Annotated in this window: 15 protein-coding genes; 11 read left to right on the top strand and 4 right to left on the bottom strand. The window is 63.8% G+C overall.

The annotated features are described in order from the left end of the window. Positions 1–58: 58 nt before the first annotated feature. On the bottom strand, positions 59–943 hold the full coding sequence (locus AB4Z53_RS06545) for an SDR family oxidoreductase (RefSeq protein ID WP_291160068.1): 885 nt from the start codon (positions 941–943) through the stop codon (positions 59–61). Between the two features lie 188 nt (positions 944–1,131). On the opposite strand from AB4Z53_RS06545, the gene AB4Z53_RS06540 reads away from it, so the two are divergent. From AB4Z53_RS06540 to AB4Z53_RS06525, 4 genes are all read left to right on the top strand, one after another. Then, positions 1,132–1,536, top strand: coding sequence for a winged helix-turn-helix transcriptional regulator (locus AB4Z53_RS06540; protein ID WP_291160066.1), 405 nt, complete (start codon positions 1,132–1,134; stop codon positions 1,534–1,536). Between the two features lie 409 nt (positions 1,537–1,945). Next, a complete protein-coding gene (locus AB4Z53_RS06535; RefSeq protein ID WP_441595332.1) occupies positions 1,946–3,226 on the top strand; it encodes an FAD-dependent oxidoreductase in 1,281 nt (426 codons plus the stop codon). A 105-nt stretch (positions 3,227–3,331) separates the two neighbouring features. Beyond that, positions 3,332–3,712 (top strand): VOC family protein, encoded by a 381-nt coding sequence (locus AB4Z53_RS06530; RefSeq protein ID WP_441595331.1) that lies wholly within the window; start codon positions 3,332–3,334, stop codon positions 3,710–3,712. Next, positions 3,712–4,080, top strand: coding sequence for an NIPSNAP family protein (locus AB4Z53_RS06525; protein ID WP_441595330.1), 369 nt, complete (start codon positions 3,712–3,714; stop codon positions 4,078–4,080). Before AB4Z53_RS06530 ends, AB4Z53_RS06525 begins: the two co-directional genes overlap by 1 nt. Positions 4,081–4,140: 60 nt before the next feature. Here the strand turns inward: AB4Z53_RS06525 and AB4Z53_RS06520 are convergent, their stop codons facing one another. Continuing rightward, positions 4,141–4,854: an aspartate/glutamate racemase family protein gene (locus AB4Z53_RS06520; protein ID WP_113536043.1), complete on the bottom strand. Its 714-nt coding sequence runs from the start codon at positions 4,852–4,854 to the stop codon at positions 4,141–4,143. 191 nt (positions 4,855–5,045) lie between these two features. On the opposite strand from AB4Z53_RS06520, the gene AB4Z53_RS06515 reads away from it, so the two are divergent. Then, positions 5,046–5,510, top strand: a complete 465-nt coding sequence (locus tag AB4Z53_RS06515; RefSeq protein WP_113536042.1) for an Lrp/AsnC family transcriptional regulator — start codon at positions 5,046–5,048, stop codon at positions 5,508–5,510. 6 nt (positions 5,511–5,516) lie between these two features. Then, positions 5,517–6,119, top strand: coding sequence for an isochorismatase family protein (locus tag AB4Z53_RS06510; RefSeq protein ID WP_441595329.1), 603 nt, complete (start codon positions 5,517–5,519; stop codon positions 6,117–6,119). A gap of 29 nt (positions 6,120–6,148) precedes the next feature. Here AB4Z53_RS06510 and AB4Z53_RS06505 read toward each other — a convergent pair whose 3' ends face one another. After that, positions 6,149–7,129, bottom strand: a complete 981-nt coding sequence (locus AB4Z53_RS06505; RefSeq protein ID WP_441595328.1) for a GlxA family transcriptional regulator — start codon at positions 7,127–7,129, stop codon at positions 6,149–6,151. A 101-nt stretch (positions 7,130–7,230) separates the two neighbouring features. On the opposite strand from AB4Z53_RS06505, the gene AB4Z53_RS06500 reads away from it, so the two are divergent. The 3 genes from AB4Z53_RS06500 (at position 7,231) to AB4Z53_RS06490 (ending at position 9,510) form a co-directional block, all read left to right on the top strand. Further along, positions 7,231–7,545 (top strand): DUF1272 domain-containing protein, encoded by a 315-nt coding sequence (locus AB4Z53_RS06500; protein WP_441595327.1) that lies wholly within the window; start codon positions 7,231–7,233, stop codon positions 7,543–7,545. A 164-nt stretch (positions 7,546–7,709) separates the two neighbouring features. Beyond that, entirely contained in the window at positions 7,710–8,978 is a 1,269-nt protein-coding gene (locus tag AB4Z53_RS06495) for an NAD(P)/FAD-dependent oxidoreductase (protein WP_441595326.1), read from the top strand. A gap of 79 nt (positions 8,979–9,057) precedes the next feature. Beyond that, a complete protein-coding gene (locus tag AB4Z53_RS06490) occupies positions 9,058–9,510 on the top strand; it encodes a hypothetical protein (protein WP_441595325.1) in 453 nt (150 codons plus the stop codon). Between the two features lie 29 nt (positions 9,511–9,539). On the opposite strand, the gene AB4Z53_RS06485 is transcribed toward AB4Z53_RS06490, so the two are convergent. After that, complete coding sequence (locus tag AB4Z53_RS06485) at positions 9,540–10,265, bottom strand: class I SAM-dependent methyltransferase (protein ID WP_441595324.1); 726 nt, start codon at positions 10,263–10,265, stop codon at positions 9,540–9,542. Positions 10,266–10,547: 282 nt separating this feature from the next. On the opposite strand from AB4Z53_RS06485, the gene AB4Z53_RS06480 reads away from it, so the two are divergent. Together AB4Z53_RS06480 and AB4Z53_RS06475 are read left to right on the top strand one after the other, a co-directional pair. Further along, entirely contained in the window at positions 10,548–11,012 is a 465-nt protein-coding gene (locus tag AB4Z53_RS06480; protein ID WP_113536037.1) for a hypothetical protein, read from the top strand. Positions 11,013–11,015: 3 nt separating this feature from the next. Further along, positions 11,016–12,248, top strand: coding sequence for an HlyD family secretion protein (locus tag AB4Z53_RS06475; protein ID WP_113536036.1), 1,233 nt, complete (start codon positions 11,016–11,018; stop codon positions 12,246–12,248). Positions 12,249–12,553: the final 305 nt, after the last annotated feature.

Below are 12,553 nucleotides of genomic sequence, written 5' to 3'. Positions count from 1 at the left end.
GGAGGTCCCTCGAGCCCGGCGCAAAGGGCCGGGCTCGCATCGTCGTGGTCGCTATCACTCAGCCGGCAAGGCGGGCCTTGCTCGCTTCCAGGAAGGTGCCGAGCTTCACCGGCGTCGCGCCCGTCAGCGATGTCACATCGTTTGTCACCATGGCGATGTGGCCTTCGCGGGTATTGGTGTCGAAGGAGACGACGATCGGGATCAGGAAGTCCGGAAGGCCGGCGCCCTTCAGGCCACCCGCAAGGGCATCGTCCGAAATGTGCACGACGCCAAGCGGCTTTCCGGTTGCCTTGGCGACGAGGGCTGCGATCTCATCGGTCGAGCGCTGCTCGCCGCCGGTCAGCGTGTAGGTGCGGCTCTCGTTCGTGGTTGCGGCAAGCGCTGCTGCAGCGGCCTTGGCGGCATCGGCGCGGGCGATATGGGCGAGGCGGCCATCACCCGATGAGGAATACCATTGACCGGTTTCAAGCGCATGGGGCAGCGCCATGAACAGGTTTTCCATGTACCAGCCGTTGCGCAGGATCGTGTAGGGGATGCCGGTCGCCTTGATGGCGTTTTCGGTGCCGAGGTGGTCGGGCGCAAAGGGGATGACCGATGTCTCGGGGCTCGGCATCGAGGTGTAGAGGATGTGCTTCGCACCTGCCTTCTGTGCGGCCGCTACGGCGGCCAGATGCTGCTTCAGCCGCTTGCCCGGCTGGTCCAGCGCGTCGGTCGAGATGATCAGGATCCGGTCGGCGCCGGAAAAGGCGTTGTCGAGCGATGCCGGGTCGTCGAAATCGGCGACGCGGGCCTGGACGCCCCTGGCCGTGTAGTCGGCAAGCTTCGCCGTGTCGCGGCTGGTGGCGATGATCCGGTTCGGTGCGACGCCGGACGCAAGCAGTTGATCGAGCACGAGCTTGCCGAGTTGGCCGGTTGCACCGGTGACGAGCAATGTATCGGACATGTCTTCCTTTTCCTCTTTCGGAATTGAGCGGCGAGATCGGGTTTGCCCACCTCGCCGGTTGCGGCCGGCCGCCTGGGAGGAGGTGCTGGCACATGGTCTCTTTTTGAGACTTGCTCTTATCTAGTAATCTCGATAGAGCTGTAAAGGAGGCAGTTTTTTCTCTCGTGGTTACAGGAAGGGTACCGCCTATGAACAAGGTGACGGGCGAGGTGAAGGGCAAGCGCGTGGCGATCATCTGCGGCGTGCCGATGGATATGGAGAATTGCCCGGTCCGCGATGTCATGGACAATATCGGTGGCAAGTGGAATTCGCTGATGATCCTGTCGCTGGCCGACGGTCCCTTGCGCTTCTCGCAGCTTCGCCGGCTGATCCCGGACATCTCCCAGCGCATGCTGACCCAGACGCTGCGCGACCTGCAGCGCGACGGCTATCTCCACCGCACCGTCTACCCGACCCAGCCGCCGAGCGTGGAATATGCGCTGACCGATCTCGGCCGCTCGCTGCTCGGCCTGCTCAAGCATTTCGTCGATTGGTCGGTGGAAAATCACGGAGCGATCCGCGCGGCACGCGAGGTTTATGACGCGGAGGCGTAGGCGCTTCGTTGCGGCTGCGTGCCACCCGAGAGCCGCGATTTCGTGCGCGCCGTGGTGGGTCTTCCTGTTTTGTTTCCAGCAATCGTTACGGAGTTTGCCCCTCACACTGAGCCTCTCCCCGCGAGCGGGGAGAGGGGACGTGGCCGCTCGCGGCCCAAACGAAGACACCCCGGAGGGATCGCGGGCGCCATCGTTGAGAAGGGGGGATGCCACGATTGACGTGAGCCGAGGGGAAGCGAGCGGGTGCCGCGCGTATCCTTCGCCCCGCCTGCGGGGAGAAGATGGCCGGCAGGCTGGATGGGGGGCGGTTGCGAGGCGCGCGCGACGCCGTGTCCCACGCGGCAATCTTGCCCTAGCGCCTTGATTTTCCCTATAGTTTCGTCGAGCGTCCACGTCACCTCGGGGAATCATGAAGACACTTGATATCGGCATTGCGGGCGCTGGCCCGGCGGGGCTCGCGGCGGCGCTGATGCTGTCGCGACAGGGGCATCGGGTGGAAATCCTCGAGCGGTTCGCTGAGGCGTCGCCGGTCGGTTCCGGCCTGATGCTGCAGCCGACGGGCCTGACGGTCCTGAGTGCGCTCGGCCTGTTGCAGCCGACGCTTGCGCTCGGCAGCCGGATCGACCGGCTCTATGGCGCCGATGCAAAATCCGGCCGCACGGTGCTTGATGTGCGCTACGACGCGCTGGCCGGTGGCCGCTTCGGGCTGGCGGTGCAGCGCGCGGCCCTTTTCAACACGCTTCACGACGCCGCGGCTGCGGCAGGGCTGCCGGTCAAGACCGGCGTTACGCTGACCGATATTCGCATGGCAGGCGGCAAGGCCGTGCTGCTGGATGCGCAAAGGCATGAGGCGGGCGCCTATGATCTGGTGGTCGATGCGAGCGGCGCGCGATCGGCGCTCTCGGCGGGCTCCCCTGTGGCGCCCAAGCTTCGCGAGCTTGCCTATGGCGCCTTCTGGGCGACGCTCGACAGCGACGGGCTCAATCATGATCCGCAAGCACTGGTGCAGCGCTACGACCGGGCAAAGGTGATGATCGGTATCTTGCCGGCGGGCCGCGCGCGGATGGGCGAGCGCGAGCGCGTCGCCTTCTTCTGGAGTTTGCGGGTAGCGGATGCGGACGCGATACGACAGGCCGGGCTCGACCGCTGGAAGGCACGTATCCGCGATTACTGGCCGGATTGTGCGCCCTTGCTCGATCAGATCACCGACTGGGAGCAACTGACGCTGGCGCGCTATGCGCATCGCACCATGCGCCGACCGGTCTCCGGCCGCATCGCCTTTGTTGGCGACAGTGCCCATTCGACCAGCCCGCAGCTCGGGCAGGGGGCGAATATGGCGCTGCTCGATGTCGCAGCACTTGTGCATGCGCTGGAGACTGCCGGCGATCTCGATGTCGCACTTGCCGCCTATGCCGCCGCACGCCGCAACCATGTCGCGCTGTTCCAGCTGCTTTCGCTCCTCTTTACGCCCTTCTACCAGTCGGACTCCACGGCTCTCGCCTGGCTGCGTGACCGGCTGGTGGCGACTGTCGCGCGCACGCCGCCGATGCAGGCGCTGCTCGCCTCGATCGTCTCGGGCACGCTGATCGACCCGTTCAAGCCGGCAGGACTAGCCGAATGCGACTGGCAGGCGGTCGGCACGCGCACGCAGCACCTATCGGCCGGACCACCGAAAACGGCAAGCGCCTAAGAGGTACTGCGGGGGCGCAGTTTCCACCATAAAGGTGGCTGCGAATCCTGTAGGGAGATAGGGGCGGCAGTGTTGCCGGTCGGAATGGTGGATGCGGAGCGTGCGATGACCAACAGTGTGGCGGCAATTCTCGTGCATGTTCCGGATCCGGAAGCGGGTCTTGCCTGGTACGCCAGCGCCTTCCCCGAAGCGGAACGGTTTCGGCTCGACGAATTCGATTTCAGCTACTTGCGGATCGGCGCCATCGATCTCGAAATTGTCCAGGCGGACGAGAAGGTGACGAGCGGTGCTGCAGGCTCCGTCGTCTATTGGGCGGTCGACGATCTCGACCGTGCGCTTGCGCATTTCGAAGCGCTCGGCGCGCATCTCTATCGCGGGCCGATGGCGATACAGGAGGGGTACTGGATGTGCCAGGTGCGGGATCCCTGGGGCAATTGCATAGGCCTTCGCGGGGCGAGGCCTGGGCACAAGGGAGGCGAAGCCTGATGGCAGAAGGTCCCGTCACCTGCGAAATTCGCTACCGGCTCGATGAAAGCCGGTTGGCGGAATTCGAGGCCTATGCCCAAACCTGGACGACCCTGATCGAGCGTTACGGCGGCAGACATCACGGCTATTTCATCCCGCGCGAGAAGCCCGAAGGCATCGCGACGAGTTTCCCCGGTGTCGGCGCGGAGGGCGGTGGTGATGTCGCCGTGGCGCTCTTCACCTTTCCGGACGAGGCGGCGTATCGGCGCTATCGCCGTGAGGTTGCTGAAGATCCGGATGGCATTGCGGCCAATGCGCGGTATGCGGATGATCCGCCTTTCCTCAGCTACGACCGCATCTTCCTGCAGCCGCTTCCAAGAACCGAATGACCGGACGCAAGCAAAGGCGGGGTTGCGCCCTCCTTGCTTGCGCCTCTTTCGCTCTTTCGTTCAGGCAGCCCATGCCAGTGCAGGGTTCTTCAATGCGAACTCGACGGCGGCTTCCGCGTGGATCGCGGTGGAATCGAAGCCCGGCAGCGGCAGGGCGCGCGGGTCGAGGGTCAGGCAGATCTCGGTGCAGCCGAGGATGACGGAGTCGGCGCCCTGGGCTTCCGCCTTGTCGATCAGGTCGATCAGCGCCCGGCGGGAAGAGCGCAGCACCTTGCCGGCGCAGAGTTCGTCGAAGATGATGTTATGGGTTAGTGCCCGGCCTTCGGCATCCGGCACCATGATGTCGATGCCGTGGCTGAGCATGCGCTCGGCATAGAAGCCGTGCTCCATGGTGTAGCGGGTGGCAAGCAGCAGCGGCCTGCGGCTGCCGGCAGCCTTCAGGCGCACGGCCGTCTCATCGATGATGTTGATCAGCGGAATGTTGACCGCCGCCTGCACTGCGTCTGCGATCAGGTGCATGGTGTTGGTGCAGATCAGCACGCAATCGGCACCGGCCGCCTCGAGACCGAGGGCGACATCGGTAAGGCGCTCGGCGGCATCGGCCCAGCGGCCGGCCTTCTGCAGGTCGACGATCGACTGGAAGTCGACGGAATGCAGCAGCACTTCGGCCGAATGCAGGCCGCCCAGGCGTTCGCGGACGGCCTCGTTGACCATGCGGTAGTAGATTGCCGAGCTCTCGAAGCTCATGCCGCCGATCAGACCAATCTTGCGCATAACCGTTCCTTTTTCACTCTGGGGCGTGCCGGGCACGCCGTTGTTCGATGGCCGGAACTATGCCGCCGAAGCCGCCGGAATGGTTCGCTTTGTTGGCGACGAAAATGCGGTTCCGCGCGAAAAATTTGCGCGCTGAATTGGATTTGTGCAAACATGGGCGGCAATGAGCGACAATGGGGGGAGGGATCGGCGTGCTTGACGAGAGAGACAGGAAGCTGCTGGCGCTGCTGCAGCAGGATGCAAGTGTCGCCGTCGGCGAATTGGCGGAAAGGGTCAATCTTTCGCTGTCGGCCTGTTCGCGGCGCATCCAGCGGCTGGAGGAGGCGGGCTATATCGCCCGGCGCATCGTCGTGCTCGATCGCGAACGCATGGGCGTGCCAACCACGGTATTCGCGCTGATCAAGACGGCGCATCATTCGGACGAGTGGATCGAGACCTTCCGACGGGCAATCAGCGATATCCCCGAAATCGTCGAGGCGCATCGATTGACGGGGAACTACGACTATATCGTCAAGGTCGTGTTGCCGCGCGTCGAGCACTACGACGTGGTCTACAAGCAGATCGTGCGCAAGGTGGAGCTCTTCGACGTCTCGGCCTCGATCTCGATGGAAATCCTGAAGAGCGGCACGGCGGTGCCGGTCGACTATGCGGAGTAGGAAGCAATGACGGGTGAGGCAAACGACGCGGGTGTGGCGAATGACGGCGACGTTGCCGGTGCACTGCTGCTGGTCGATGTCCAGCGCGCCTTCATCTCCGGGCCGGAGGCCGTGCCCGGCCATTTCGACCTCCAGCGGGCCGTTGGCATCCTATTGAGGCAGGCGCGGGCGGCTGGCGTGCCGGTGATCTTCCTGCAGAACGATGGGCCCGAGGGTGCCCCCGACGAGCCGAAGACCGACGGCTGGGAGCTCTTCTTCCCCGCAGAGGCAGGAGAAGCGGTGGTGCGCAAGCGCAAGGACGACGGTTTCGACGGTACCGATCTCGAAGAACTGCTTCGGGCAGGGAAGGTCGAGACGATCGCGATCTGCGGCATGCTCTCCGAAATGTGCCTGGCGGCGACGGCCCGGTCGGCGATGGCGAAGGACTTTACCGTGATCCTCGCCAACGACGCGCACGCGACCTATGACGTGCCGCCCGGTCCCGGCCGTTCGCCGATGGTGCCGGCGCGTCTGGCAGCACGGGCCGCCGAATGGTCGCTGGGCGACGAGATCGTGCTGGTGGATGGTGTCGAGGACATCGCTTTTGCGGCAGCGCCTTCGTCTTCCTGAGCCTGCGCCCGGGGCGTTCCCCCAGCGGCTCAAGATGCGCTCGGCAGGCGGCTTGGACCGAAGCGAGCCTCGTAGTCCGAAGGCGAGATGCCCTTGCGGCGCTGAAAGGCGCGGCGCATGCGCTCGGCATTGCCGAAGCCGAAAAGGAACGGGGCACGGGAAACGGACGCGTCTCCTCGCTGGATCGCCTCGCAGGCCGCATCGACGCGCAATTCCTCGATGAACTGCGCCGGGCTTGCGCCCATCGTCTGCGTGAACAGGCGCGAGAAATTCCGTTCGCTCATGCGCGCCATCTCCGCAAGGCGAGGCACGGAAAGGTCGGCCGCGAGATCGGAGCGGATCTCCGCCACCAGCGCATCGAAGCGGTCGCCCCGGCTCGTCACCTGCTGATGCAGGGCGGCGCTGAACTGGCGCTGGCCGCCGGTCCTCTTGACGTAAAGCACCAGGGAACGCGCCAGCCGCAAAGCCTCGGCGCGACCGAGGTCCTCTTCGACCATCGCAAGCGCCATATCGATGCCGGCGGTGACGCCGGCGGAGGTCCAGATGCCGCGATCCTCCTCGAAGATCGAATCTTCCCGCACCTCGATTGCCGGGAAGTCCCGGCGAAACTGCTCGCAATCCTCCCAATGGGTCGTTGCCCGCCGCCCATCGAGATGGCCGCCCCGCGCGAGAATGAAGGCGCCGAGGCAGATGGAGCCGAGGCGCCTGCATTTGCCGGCCACGCCGGCGAGAAAGGCGAGCAGCGCATCCGAATTCGCTGCTTCCAGCGCGCTTTGACCGCCGGAAACGAGCAATGTGTCGGGCGGGGCCGATGCGCAAATGGAAAATGGCCGCGTTTCAAGGGCGATGCCCGTGTCGGTGGCGATAGGTCCGCCGGTCTCGGAGACGAGCGAAATGGCATAGGCCGGCAATCCCGAGGCGGTGCGGGCGTCGTTGAAGACCTGCAGAGGGCCGGTCACGTCGATCAGCTTGGTGCGATCAAAGAGCACGAAGGCGACATTTCGGGTCATTCGATCCGGCTTGGCGTAAAACGAGGGCATATTGTCATTTATGCCAGTGCGTGCCCATGGCAGCAAGGAGGAAGCTTTCACCCGCAGCCAAGGAGACGGACATGCTTGAACTCAGGCCAAACTGCGAGCTTTGCGATTGCGAGCTGCCGCCGGAATCGGAAGATGCGCGCATCTGCAGCTACGAGTGCACCTATTGTGCAGGCTGCGTAGAGGGGATTCTCGAAAATATCTGCCCGACCTGTGGCGGCGGGTTTGCGCCGCGGCCCATTCGGCCCACGAGATCCTGGCGACCGGAAAAGCGGCTGGGCCTGGGTTTCGACCCGGCAAGCGAGGTCCGCCGCCACTCACCCTTCACGGCGCAGGAGATTCGGTCACATGTGGCGCGGATCCGGCATCTTGCTCCCGGCGAACGCTGACGGCTGGGCAATCCGGCAAGATGCGTCGAGAACGCAATCAGGGGCCGTTCTTGACTTTTTGCAAGGGTGGCATGAGGTGGTTGCGCTTGTCCTTGGCCACCACAACCCCAATGTTGTTGCATGTCCAACAGGAAGGCCGGCTGGGCAGCCAGCTGGAAGCAAACATGCAGGACAGGCATCACGTGGTCGTCGTCGGCGGCGGGTTCGGCGGATTGCAGCTCGTCAAGGGGCTTGCCGGCGCGCCGGTCAGGATCACTCTCATCGACCGGCGCAACCATCATCTTTTCCAGCCCTTGCTCTACCAGGTCGCAACGACGCTGATCGCGACGTCGGAAATCGCCTGGCCGATCCGCAGCCTCTGGCGCGACCGGCCGGAGGTGACGACGCTTCTCGGCGAGGTGAGCGATGTCGACGAGGCCGGAAAGGCCGTGGTGCTCAGGGACGGAAAGCGCATTGGTTACGACACGCTGGTGCTGGCGACCGGGGCGACGCATGCCTATTTCGGCCATGACGAATGGGAGCCGTTTGCGCCCGGGCTGAAGACGCTGGAAGATGCGACGACGATCCGCCGCCGGGTGCTGCTCGCCTTCGAGCGCGCCGAGCTGGAAGAGGATCCGGTCGCGCGCGCTGCACTGCTGACCTTCACCGTCATCGGTGCCGGGCCGACCGGCGTCGAGCTTGCCGGCATCATCGCCGAGATGGCGCACCGCACGCTTCCGGACGAGTTTCGCCGCATCGATACGCGGCAGGCCCGCGTAATCCTGGTTGAAGCGGGGCCGCGCATTCTTGCCACCTTCAGCGAGGATCTCTCTGCCTATGCGGTCAAGGAGCTGGAGCGGCTCGGCGTCGAGGTTCTGACCGGCACGCCGGTGACATCCTGCACCGAAGAGGGTGTTGTCATCGGCGAAGAATTCGTCGGCAGCCGCACGCTCGTCTGGGCCGCCGGTGTCCAGGCGTCGCCAGCCGCCCGCTGGCTGGATATCCCGGCCGACCGCGCCGGCCGGGCAATCGTCGGGAATGACCTCACGGGCCCAGGCCGTGCGGATGTCTTCATCATCGGCGATACGGCTTCGGTCACCTATGACGGCGGCAAGCCGGTGCCGGGCATAGCACCCGCCGCCAAGCAGCAGGGCGCCTATGTGGCCGATGTCATCCGCGCGCGGCTTTCAGGCGACAAATCGCCCGGCGATTTCCGCTACCGCCACCAGGGCAGTCTCGCCACCATCGGCCGCCGTGCCGCGATCATCGATTTCGGCCGCTTCAAGCTCAAGGGCGCGCTTGGCTGGTGGATCTGGGGCATCGCCCACATCTACTTCCTGATCGGTACCCGCAGCCGCTTCGCCGTTGCCTGGAGCTGGTTCTGGACCTACTTGAGCGGCCAGCACAGCGCCCGGCTGATCACCCAGAAGGAGACGTTGAAGGAAAAGGGTTGAACTAGTCCCGGATGCACTTTCTAGGTGGTGCCTTCCTCGTTATGTTCCCGCTCTGCGATTGCGTGAAGCCGAGGAATAGATGACGAAATACCAGCACGTAAGCTGCCCCTCTGCCGCTTTCTTCCTGTTCTTTGCCTTTGGTGCTGCGGCGGTAGAGGCCGCCGGCGCCTGCCCAAAGATCAGCTATTCCGCCGAGCGCAGCAAACTGCAGCAGTTTTTGTCCTCAAGCGCGGTTCCCCGCGATGATGTGCGGTTTCTGGTGAAGGGCGTGGAGCAGCGGCTCAGGGAAATCCCGCAAAACCGCTTGAACACGCGCGGTCTCGAATGCGGGGTTCAAACGGTGCGTGCCCTTGTGCTGGGCTGCCTGAATGAAACCATGCCTGCGTCCTTCCGGTCTCTCACCTCGCCAAACCGCAAGACCGGCAAAACGCTTTGGGGAAAGGCGAATGTTTCCAGTGGGGAAGCGGTTGTGATCGGGACGTTTCATGCCTGCCGCGGCGGCGCGGCAGAGGCGTTCCTTTCAGGCAACTGACCGGAAACAAGGTTGGGAACTGGCGTTCCCTACTTCTGCACCTTCACGATCAGGATCATCGGGCGATCGACCTCTTCGGCCAGTGCCGGGATTTCGGCGATCTGCGCTTCGGTCGGGCGCCACTCCTCGACATGGCGGATGGCAAAGCCTGTTGATATCAGCGTGTTGAGTGTGGTGCCGATCGTGCGGTGGTGCTTGATCACGCCCGTTGCCAGCCAGTCCGTCGTGCGCGGTCCCTCCTCGGAATAGTGGTCGACCGGCCAGGTGCGTTCGCCGTTATCGATCCGCCAGCCGGGGTTGGACGAGGCCATGTAGATCGGGTGCTCGATGGTGAACACGAAGTGCGCGCCGGGAACGAGCGCCCGGTGGATGGTGGCGACGAGCCGGCCGAAATCCTCGACATAGTGGAAGGCGAGCGAACTATAGGCGAAGTCGAAGCTCGTTTCGGGCAGCTCAAGCTGGTCGAGATCGGCGATGCGGTAATCGATCGCAGCATCGGATGTGTCGGCCTTGGCGCGGGCGATCATCTTTTCCGAGAGATCGAGCCCGACCACATGGGCGGCCCCGGCCTCGCGGGCATAACGCGAAAACCAGCCATAGCCGCAGCCGAGATCGACGACGCGATTTCCCGACAGATCCGGCAATTGGGCGCGAATCGCCGGCCATTCGGCAGCGCCGGCAAGGCCATGCACCGAGCGCCCGAGTTGGCTGTAGCCTTCGAAGAATTCCGGCTTGTCGTAGATATTCTGGGCCATGGTCGTCTCCTTGAAGAGCCAGCGGACGGCGCGCACTTCCGTCTGCCACGCGCGATAGAGCGAGTTGGCGCCCTATTGCCGTTACCGAGGGAACAGCTTGCTCCCTGATATCCTGCTCCATGCAGGAAAACATGCAGCACATCAATGCACTAGAGCAACGTGTCGAAATGGTGCGCGGTGTCGCAAGGTCAAGTTGCGCCAGCCGAGCAAGTTTTGCTTGCGTTTTCAGGCGGTGTGCTAATGTAAGATTCTCTTGGTTCAGTCCCATCTCGGGGAGGCGTAATGTCCGAGACCATTCATCCTGCTGCCATCCACCATTTACCAGCCTTCATCACCGCGCCGGGAGAAAGCGACTGGCTCTTCAATGCCGTCGTCGTCTTCCTGATCGTTTCGATCTTCGCGCTCGGTACGCTCTATCTCCGGCTGCATGCGCTGCCGGAGCACATGGCGCACAAGACCAACAAGATCCAGCTTGAACTGGTGGCGGTTCTGGCACTGCTTTCACTGCTCACTCACAACAATCTCCTGTGGGGTGCGGCGCTCCTCCTGGCGCTGATCGACCTGCCGGATTTCTCCTCTCCGCTTTCATCGATCGCCGGCTCGCTGGAGAAAATTGCCGGCAAGGTGGTTGATCAGCCTGCCGCGACCGCGCCGGTCTCGTCGGAGACCGAGTTTGCCGAGAGCCACCCGCAGCCGTCACACGGCCACGCGGCACCCATTCAGCCGTCGACGGAAGGGAAGGCATAAGCCATGTTCGAGTTTCTGCTTTGCTCGATGTTGACCATCCTGCCCGACTATCTCTTCCGCCGCTACGTTCAGGGCAAGCGGATCGGGCGTGAAATTACGCTGTTCTCCGTCTGGTTCGAACTGCGCTGGGGCATTACCGCCTGTGTCGTGCTGACGATCTCGCTGATCACGCTGATCTTCTACTTCCATCCGTCGACCACGAGCGTCAGCGCGGCGTTCCGCACGGTGGCGGTCCTGCCGGAGACCAACGGGCGCGTGACGGAGATCTATGCCACCCGCTTCGAGAAGGTGAAGGCCGGCCAGCCGCTGTTCAAGCTCGACAGCTCGGAGGAGGAGGCGAAGGCCGAGGTTGCCCGCCGGCAGATCGCCGAGGTCGATGCGGAGACGACCGTTGCCCGCACCGAGCTTGTGGCCGCCGATGGCGTGATTGTCCAGGCACAGGCCGCCATGCAGCAGGCGCAGGACGAGTACGACACCCAGGTCGAGCTCAACAAGCTCAACCCCAATGTCGTCGCTCGACGCGAGATCGAGCGGCGGCAAGTGGCCCTCGAAGGGACCAAGGGCGCGCTGACGGCCGCCCAATCCAACAAGCAGACGCTCGAGACGAAGCTCTCCTCGCTGCTGCCATCGCAGAAGGCCAGCGCCGAAGCGGCGCTGGAACAGGCGGAGGTCGACATCGCCAAGACGACCGTGCGCGCTGGCGTGTCTGGCACGCTGCAGCAGTTCACCCTCCGGGTCGGCGAAGTCGTCAACCCGCTGCTGCGTCCTGCAGGTGTCCTCGTGCCAGAGGATGCCGGGCGGGCGCGACTGGTTGCCGGCTTCGGCCAGATCGAGGCGCAGGTGATGAAGGTCGGCATGATCGGGGAGGCGACCTGCGTCGGTAAACCCTTCACTATCATCCCGCTCGTCGTCACCGAGGTACAGGACGTGATTGCGTCAGGCCAGGTTCGCGCCAGCGACCAGCTGATCGATGTCACCCAGATCTCGCGGCCCGGCACGCTGACGGTGGTCATGGAGCCGCTTTACCCCGGCGTCCTCGACGATGTTCCGCCCGGCAGCAGCTGCATCGCCAATGCCTATACCAGCAATCATGATGAACTGGACAAGCCCGGCATCACCACGCTGCAATGGGTCGCCTTGCACGGGATCGATACAGTGGGCCTCGTGCATGCGGCGATCCTGCGCATCCAGGCGCTGATGCTGCCGGTGCAGACGCTGGTGCTCGGCGGGCATTGAGGGGCCACAAGCCTCTGAAATGCCCCGTGGCAGTCAAAATTAAAGGGCCCCGACCGCAAATGGTCGGGGCCCTTTCTCGTTCCCCATTTCTCAAATGAATTGAGCCTCCGCGGGGAGCGGAGGCCCAAGCGCGCAATAAAAATAAATAATGCAACTGCACGGCAATAAAAACGCAACCATACGAACTCTTCCGGGGATTGTATGTCTGCGGTGTGCAATTACAGGTACAGTTTGGCAAAAGCGGTGCCTGAAATCAATAAAATTTAAGTGGCATTTGAGTAGTCAATTTGGGCTAGGCAAAACCG

Origin of the sequence: Ensifer sp. 2TAB8, from assembly GCF_052115125.1 — a bacterium.
GTDB lineage: Bacteria > Pseudomonadota > Alphaproteobacteria > Rhizobiales > Rhizobiaceae > Ensifer.
This window is presented reverse-complemented; position numbering and strand designations above follow the sequence as displayed.

Coding starts and splice junctions, on each gene's coding strand:
- AB4Z53_RS06500 (WP_441595327.1), top strand. CDS start 7,231: ATGCTTGAACTCAGGCCAAACTGCGAGCTTTGCGATTGCGAGCTGCCG.
- AB4Z53_RS06480 (WP_113536037.1), top strand. CDS start 10,548: ATGTCCGAGACCATTCATCCTGCTGCCATCCACCATTTACCAGCCTTC.
- AB4Z53_RS06510 (WP_441595329.1), top strand. CDS start 5,517: ATGACGGGTGAGGCAAACGACGCGGGTGTGGCGAATGACGGCGACGTT.
- AB4Z53_RS06530 (WP_441595331.1), top strand. CDS start 3,332: ATGACCAACAGTGTGGCGGCAATTCTCGTGCATGTTCCGGATCCGGAA.
- AB4Z53_RS06485 (WP_441595324.1), bottom strand. CDS start 10,265: ATGGCCCAGAATATCTACGACAAGCCGGAATTCTTCGAAGGCTACAGC.
- AB4Z53_RS06490 (WP_441595325.1), top strand. CDS start 9,058: ATGACGAAATACCAGCACGTAAGCTGCCCCTCTGCCGCTTTCTTCCTG.
- AB4Z53_RS06535 (WP_441595332.1), top strand. CDS start 1,946: ATGAAGACACTTGATATCGGCATTGCGGGCGCTGGCCCGGCGGGGCTC.
- AB4Z53_RS06525 (WP_441595330.1), top strand. CDS start 3,712: ATGGCAGAAGGTCCCGTCACCTGCGAAATTCGCTACCGGCTCGATGAA.
- AB4Z53_RS06505 (WP_441595328.1), bottom strand. CDS start 7,129: ATGACCCGAAATGTCGCCTTCGTGCTCTTTGATCGCACCAAGCTGATC.
- AB4Z53_RS06520 (WP_113536043.1), bottom strand. CDS start 4,854: ATGCGCAAGATTGGTCTGATCGGCGGCATGAGCTTCGAGAGCTCGGCA.
- AB4Z53_RS06545 (WP_291160068.1), bottom strand. CDS start 943: ATGTCCGATACATTGCTCGTCACCGGTGCAACCGGCCAACTCGGCAAG.
- AB4Z53_RS06495 (WP_441595326.1), top strand. CDS start 7,710: ATGCAGGACAGGCATCACGTGGTCGTCGTCGGCGGCGGGTTCGGCGGA.
- AB4Z53_RS06540 (WP_291160066.1), top strand. CDS start 1,132: ATGAACAAGGTGACGGGCGAGGTGAAGGGCAAGCGCGTGGCGATCATC.
- AB4Z53_RS06475 (WP_113536036.1), top strand. CDS start 11,016: ATGTTCGAGTTTCTGCTTTGCTCGATGTTGACCATCCTGCCCGACTAT.